7 protein-coding genes are annotated in these 6,119 nt (G+C 37.7%); 4 read left to right on the top strand and 3 right to left on the bottom strand.

The features are described 5' to 3' along the window. Nucleotides 1-348, top strand: a 348-nt coding sequence (locus BLW93_RS08855; RefSeq protein WP_158025386.1) for a hypothetical protein, incomplete at its 5' end; no start/stop codon positions are given. A 3-nt stretch (nucleotides 349-351) separates the two neighbouring features. Here the strand turns inward: BLW93_RS08855 and BLW93_RS08345 are convergent. After that, the gene (locus BLW93_RS08345; RefSeq protein WP_076713620.1) at nucleotides 352-1,014 is read right to left on the bottom strand and encodes a carbonic anhydrase; all 663 of its coding nucleotides are present in this window, start codon (nucleotides 1,012-1,014) and stop codon (nucleotides 352-354) included. A 128-nt stretch (nucleotides 1,015-1,142) separates the two neighbouring features. Here BLW93_RS08345 and BLW93_RS08340 point away from each other — a divergent pair, with 128 nt between their 5' ends. After that, nucleotides 1,143-2,678, top strand: a complete 1,536-nt coding sequence (locus tag BLW93_RS08340; protein ID WP_076713622.1) for a 2-isopropylmalate synthase — start codon at nucleotides 1,143-1,145, stop codon at nucleotides 2,676-2,678. A 29-nt stretch (nucleotides 2,679-2,707) separates the two neighbouring features. Here the strand turns inward: BLW93_RS08340 and BLW93_RS08335 are convergent, their stop codons facing one another. Further along, nucleotides 2,708-3,139 (bottom strand): hypothetical protein, encoded by a 432-nt coding sequence (locus tag BLW93_RS08335; RefSeq protein WP_076713619.1) that lies wholly within the window; start codon nucleotides 3,137-3,139, stop codon nucleotides 2,708-2,710. Beyond that, nucleotides 3,136-3,957, bottom strand: a complete 822-nt coding sequence (locus BLW93_RS08330) for a hypothetical protein (protein ID WP_076713618.1) — start codon at nucleotides 3,955-3,957, stop codon at nucleotides 3,136-3,138. The genes BLW93_RS08335 and BLW93_RS08330 overlap by 4 nt, the downstream gene beginning before the upstream one ends. Before the next feature lie 232 nt (nucleotides 3,958-4,189). Between BLW93_RS08330 and BLW93_RS08325 the strand changes: the two genes are divergently transcribed. Continuing rightward, a complete protein-coding gene (locus BLW93_RS08325) occupies nucleotides 4,190-5,089 on the top strand; it encodes a hypothetical protein (protein WP_076713617.1) in 900 nt (299 codons plus the stop codon). Between the two features lie 177 nt (nucleotides 5,090-5,266). Beyond that, on the top strand, nucleotides 5,267-6,046 hold the full coding sequence (locus BLW93_RS08320; protein WP_076713616.1) for a TsoY family (seleno)protein: 780 nt from the start codon (nucleotides 5,267-5,269) through the stop codon (nucleotides 6,044-6,046). Nucleotides 6,047-6,119 lie beyond the last annotated feature (73 nt).

Below are 6,119 nucleotides of genomic sequence, written 5' to 3'. Positions count from 1 at the left end.
TGTAGTTCCATTTTTGCCTCCTGGGGTTGGTATTTGTGGGGTGTTCCCCAGGAGGTTATCCCATTTCTCAAGCTTACACAAAATATCGTACACTACCTTAGCAGGAAAGGTATTTCTGTGTTTGTTTCTATTTTTGTTATAAATAACGAAGTTTCTGTTGACTTTTTAACAGAGGATGAGAGGATTTTAAGTAAACTTAAGCTTCTTGATGAGCAGTTAAAGAATAAGCTGCTTTCTGCAGGGTTTATTCCTGTTGCTGTCTCTTATAGATTAGAAAAACCGCCTGATAAAAGTCAGATAGAGGCCGTAAGGTTAAAACTTTCAGGTAGAGTAAACATCTCCGTATAATGTTCACAATAGAGCCTTTTCTTTTATCTTTTCTGGTAGGTTTTTAAGTATCGGATGATTTTTGATATGGGTTTTATCATTTTTACCGTTGATATTCCTTATAATTACCCTGCCGTATCCTTTTCCGTATGCGTTTGTAAAGTCATAAACGGCACCTATAATTGTCAACTTTCCACTTTCTACGATGTGACCGTACATTTTCATGGCTTCTGATACCTGGTAGTCAACGTTTTTTTCAACACCTTCAAGCCACATCTTTTCAAAATTATCGCTTCTTTTCACCATTGAAAGAGGTATGTGGAGATGGTCAAGGGTGTTTTTTGTGTCTCTCGGTACAGATGAGTAATCATTTAAAGCAGTTTTTATTGCTCCGCATTTTGTATGGCCCAGAATCAGGAGAATCGGTGTTTTCAAGCAGTAGACGCCAAAATCTATTGAACCTTTTGACGGTGCTATTTGGTTTCCGATATTTGTTACAAGAAAAATTTTGTCTGTTGGATCTTCAAAAAATATTGTTGAGTGGACTCTTGCATCAGAGCAGCTTACCATAGTTATTAAGGGATGTTGACATTCTATAAAAGGTTCAAAGTAGAATTTATCGTGTGAACTAACCCAACGGTTGTTTCCTTCTATCAGAGTTTTCAGGATTGCTTTTTGTACTTCCAATTATAAACCTCCTTACATAGAAATCGGACCTTATTCTATCATCTTAATCTGATATTTCTTGAAAAAGACACCTGTAAACTATAATATTAAACGATAACCGATTACAAATATAGGAGGCGGTCGTGGAATTGGAGAAGCTTTATATATTTGATACCACTTTAAGAGATGGAGAACAGACACCGGGAGTTAACCTTACCGTTGATGAAAAAGTTCAGATAGCAAAGCAGCTTGAGAAGCTTGGGGTTGACATAATAGAAGCTGGATTTGCGATAAGTTCACCTGCCGATTTTGAAGCTATTAGAAGAATAGCCAACGAAGTGAAAAATTCAACGGTTTGTTCTCTAGCAAGAGCGGTTGAGTCGGACATAAAGGCTGCCTGGGACGCCCTGAAGAATGCAGAAAAACCGAGAATTCATACGTTCATAGCGACTTCAGATATTCATCTTAAGTATAAGTTAAGGATGACAAGAAGAGAGGTTTTAAAACGGGCTGTTGAAGCTGTTAAAATGATTATTGATATAAGTGAAGGGAGAGCTGAAGTTGAGTTTTCACCGGAGGATGCTGTTAGAACTGAACTTTCTTACCTTTATGAAATTCTTGAAGCTGTTATAGAGGCAGGTGCAAAAGTTGTTAATATTCCTGACACCGTGGGTTATGCTATTCCTGATGAGTGGCACGATAGAATTCTTGCAATAAAGGAGAACGTGAAAAATATAGATAAAGCTATAATAAGTGTTCATTGTCATAATGATTTAGGGCTTGCTACGGCTAATTCTCTGCTTGCCGTTAAAGCGGGTGCAAGACAGGTTGAGTGTACTATAAACGGTATCGGTGAAAGAGCAGGTAACGCTGCAATGGAAGAGATTGTAATGGCTATAAAGGTTAGAAAAGACCAGTTTCCAGTTTATACGGACATAGATACTACTCAGATTTACAGAACATCTCAGCTTGTGAGTAGACTTACAGGAATTATCATTTCAAAAACAAAACCTATCGTTGGAGACAATGCTTTCGCTCATGAGTCTGGTATTCATCAGCACGGTGTTCTTGCAAAGAGGGAAACTTATGAAATTATGAAGCCCGAGGATATCGGACTTAAAGAATCTAAGATTGTTTTGGGTAAGCACTCAGGAAGTCATGCGTTTAGAAAGAAGCTTGAGGAAATGGGCATAGAGCTCTCAGAGGAGAAATTGAAAGAAGCGTTTAAGAAATTTAAGGAACTTGCTTCCAGGAAGAAAGAGATATTTGACATTGATATTGAGCTTATTGTTGAAGGTCTTGAGGAAGGGACAAGGGATAGAAACTACAGTCTTCTTTACAATCAAGCTGTGAGTGGTGAAGGTATAATTCCATCAGCTACTGTTAAAATAGAAACGCCTCACGGTGAGAAGCTTGGTCTTGCGGTCGGTAACGGTCCGGTTGATGCTACTTATAAGGCTATAAAAAATGCTCTTAACATAGGTGATGAGATACAGCTTAAAGATTTTAAGATAAGGGCTTTAACGTCTGGTACGGATGCCCTTGCTGAAGTTTTCCTCACGATAGAGTTTGAAGGAATGACTGTTAGCGGTAGGGGAGTTGATCCTGATATTGTTAGGGCTTCGGCTCTTGCCTTTCTTGAAGCGCTTGACAGACTTGAAAAGAGGAAGAAAAAGCACCACTAATTAATAATTGTGTAAGGGCGAGGTGATAGTCACTTCGCCCTTATTCCTCTTTTTGCAAGGTTAAGGGATATTTTAAGTGAAGCTTTCAGTCTTTCAATTGCTTTTGCTATTTCTATAATAGCTCTATCTGCTATTGGGGTAATCTCAATTTTGAAGTCCAGCTCTCCTTCACTTAACTTTTCAATTCCTTCTTGAATTTGTTTGTAGTCTTTAGCAACAATTTTAGAGTAAAGGAAGATTAAACCAACGACAATAAGAGATAGAATAACAACCAGGACATCATACATTCTGAGAGCATCATAAACAGCAGGAACATTGGATAAATACTTTTTAGCAACGTAGTGGCCGGAGAAAATGAATATTAAGCCTACTAAAATGAACGATAAACTCATCCGCAGTGTAAACGCAATTTCCGTTGGCAGGTCGGCAAAAAGAATCAGCCTTAATAGTTTTTTCTTCATTCAAACCTCCTTTTAAGTGCCAGAATTTTGTCCTTATAATCTCCTGCAAGGTCGGAGATTGTTTCAATCATTGTTACCAACTGTTTCCTTGTAGGTGTTCCTTCTATTCCCAACTCTTCTTTTGCTCCATCTATAAGAACATCGGCTATGGGGCCAACAATCTTTTTAAGTTCTGATTCAAATTTTTCCATCACTTCTTTGCTAACAGTGAAGTTGCCTACATCTTTTTCTTCATTTTCAAGTTTTAGAAATCCTATATCAACAAGATTTTTCATCTCTTTCAAAACTTTTTCCGGTTCACCGCATTTCCAGATGAATTCTTTTATTGGTTTTCTGTCGGCAAATGCTGCTAAAAGTTTAAATGCAAGCGGCGATAAAGAAATGGCTTTAGAGGCGTTGAATTCAGGATTCAGGGTGAAAACAGAATCGAGGGTTATGTGTTTTTCCTTTAGAGTGGGATAAACTTCGTCTATTGTTTTTAAAAAGTCCATTATGCAGTTTTTAACGTCAACACAGTTTTTATCAATTTCAGCTATCTTGGTATCTTCTACTTTAAATTTCATACATCTGTGTTCAAATAACATTAGGGTATGGAAGATAGCTTTGAACTTTGATTCAAGATTTTCTATCTCCATTACAGCAGGATCATTTGTTTCTATTTTGCATAGAAAATAACCTTTGAAAGTTAACGTATAATTAACCTCTCCTTCTCCGCAGGAACGGCGTAAAATAAGCTTTTTTGCAGAGGAACTATTCATTATAAATTGAAGTATGTTGATGAAACTTTCGTAATTATCTATTGTTCCTTGTAAATCCATCGCTTTTTTCCCCGTAAAATCAAAAATTGATTATATATTTTTTCAATATCTTTTATATAATTTTATTTCGTAACCGTCATTAATTATGAATTATAGGTATGAATTTGATTGTTGTCAAGGACCGTTAAAACGAGATTTAAACCGTTGGTTATAGTTTAGTATATTCAAATATCTTGACACTTTCAAAATTCCATGATATAAGTTGATGTATAAAATCACCAGGAGGTTAAAAATGAAGCGTCTGATTGGCACACTAACTTTAGTGGTGGTAGCACTATTTGCTTTTGTAAGCGGTGCTTTTGCAGGTGAGAAGTTGCAACCATTCATCCTGAGTAAACTTCAAGCAAAGACGATTGAAGAGGGAATGAAGTCTGCTGAAAAGGCATTAAAAGATGCTGGATTTCAAATTGTGGGCAGTTATATGCCTGAAAAAGATGTTGGTATTATAGTTATTACAAATCCTGAACTTCTTAAACTTGCTAAAAATACCGAGTATGGGGCTTTTGGAGCTGTTGAGAGAGTTGCTGTTGTAAATAGAAACGGAAAGGTGGAGGTTTCCTATACTAATCCTGAGTATTGGTTCAATGCTTTTAGAATGGAAGGCAATATCACTCCTGTTAAAAAGGCTCTTGCTGTGGCGCTTGGTGATAAACTTGAATACGGAGCGAAAAATGGTATTGATGCTGAGGATTTGAGGGATTATAACTACAAATGCTGTATGCCCAAGTTCGATGATTTCTATGAACTCGGAGAGTATGACAGTCATGCTCAGGGTGTTCAGAAGATAGAAAAGAACTTAAAAGCAAAAGTGGCAGGAGTTGCTAAGGTTTATAGAGTGGACATTCCAGGAACGAAAGCTACACTTTTTGGCGTTGAATTTACTCAGGGACAGGCAGCAGATAAGTTTATTCTTTCTCACATTGATGTTCCGGAAGTAGATGCTCACAGTCACGCTGCGCATCTTCCGTATGAACTTCTCGTAGTTGGTGATAAAGCTATTGCTCTTAACGGAAAGTTTAGAATTGCCATCAGCTGGCCCTACCTCGGAATGTTTGGTAAGCATGGTTTTATGAGTATAAAGCAGGCACCGGACGATATAGAAAAGCAGCTTAAAGAAGTAGCCACTAAGTAACCTCCGTTACCTCCTCTCACATGTGGGCATCGGGGAGCATTAGCTCCCCGCTTTTTATTTTTGGGACAAAAATTTTTTCAATGTGTTTTTAATATCACTTTTTATTCTATCTTGACAATCTATTAATAGTTGCACATATTAATAGAACGTATAAAAATTACGTGAGAGAGGTGACGTATGAGTTTCAGAAAGAATTTAGGAGAGAAATATTCTCCCCTTTACTATCTTGCTGCTCTTGGAAGTGGTGGTCTAGTTATAACCTTTTTTATGTATCTGATGTTTTTAACGCCCCACAAGGGTTATCCAATTCCTGTATATGATACGCTCATCAACGTTTTAAAAGGTGGTTCACTTTTCCAGAGTCTCGTAGTAGTTGTAGGTGTTGCCGGTGTTGCGTTCTTCGCCTATCTACACTTTAGATTGTTGTTCTGGAACATCAAGGAGTACAGCAACTTTAAGAAAACAAAGAAATTTGAAGAACTTAAGAGATCTCCTGCTGAAGTTCAACTGATGGCGATTCCCCTCACATACGCCATGACCGTAAACGTGCTTTTTATGATTGGAGCTATATTCATTCCGCACCTGTGGAATGTTGTTGAATACATATTTCCGTTTGCCCTGCTTGCCTTCTTCGCTATTGGAGTTTACGGTGTGAAGATATTTATGGATTTTATTTCAAGGGTAGTTGCTTTTGGTGGATTTGATACGGAAAACAACAACAGCTTAAGTCAGATGCTTTTCATTTTTGCGTTTACGATGATAGCAGTTGGATTTTCCGCTACTGGTGCCATGAGTCATAACAAGATCGTTTCGGCACTTGGTATTGTCTTTTCGGTGGGATTTTTAAGTATTGCAGCCGTGTTTGGGATCATAAAGCTTGTTATCGGTTTTCATTCCATGTTTAAACACGGTGTAAATCGTGAAGCTGCCATTGGTAGTGTACGATATTTTGTGTAAGCTTGAGAAATGGGATAACCTCCTGGGGAACACCCCACAAATACCAACCCCAGGAGGCAAAAATGGAACTACA

The organism is Desulfurobacterium indicum (assembly GCF_001968985.1).
Classification (GTDB): Bacteria; Aquificota; Aquificia; order Desulfurobacteriales; family Desulfurobacteriaceae; genus Desulfurobacterium_A; species Desulfurobacterium_A indicum.
The sequence above is the reverse complement of the archived record's forward strand: the minus strand, read 5'-3'. Positions and strand labels throughout refer to the sequence as shown.

What these genes read in the sequence shown, in the direction of transcription:
- BLW93_RS08335 (WP_076713619.1), bottom strand. Translation starts at nt 3,139, where the DNA reads ATGAAGAAAAAACTATTAAGGCTGATTCTTTTTGCCGACCTGCCAACG.
- BLW93_RS08330 (WP_076713618.1), bottom strand. Translation starts at nt 3,957, where the DNA reads ATGGATTTACAAGGAACAATAGATAATTACGAAAGTTTCATCAACATA.
- BLW93_RS08325 (WP_076713617.1), top strand. Translation starts at nt 4,190, where the DNA reads ATGAAGCGTCTGATTGGCACACTAACTTTAGTGGTGGTAGCACTATTT.
- BLW93_RS08320 (WP_076713616.1), top strand. Translation starts at nt 5,267, where the DNA reads ATGAGTTTCAGAAAGAATTTAGGAGAGAAATATTCTCCCCTTTACTAT.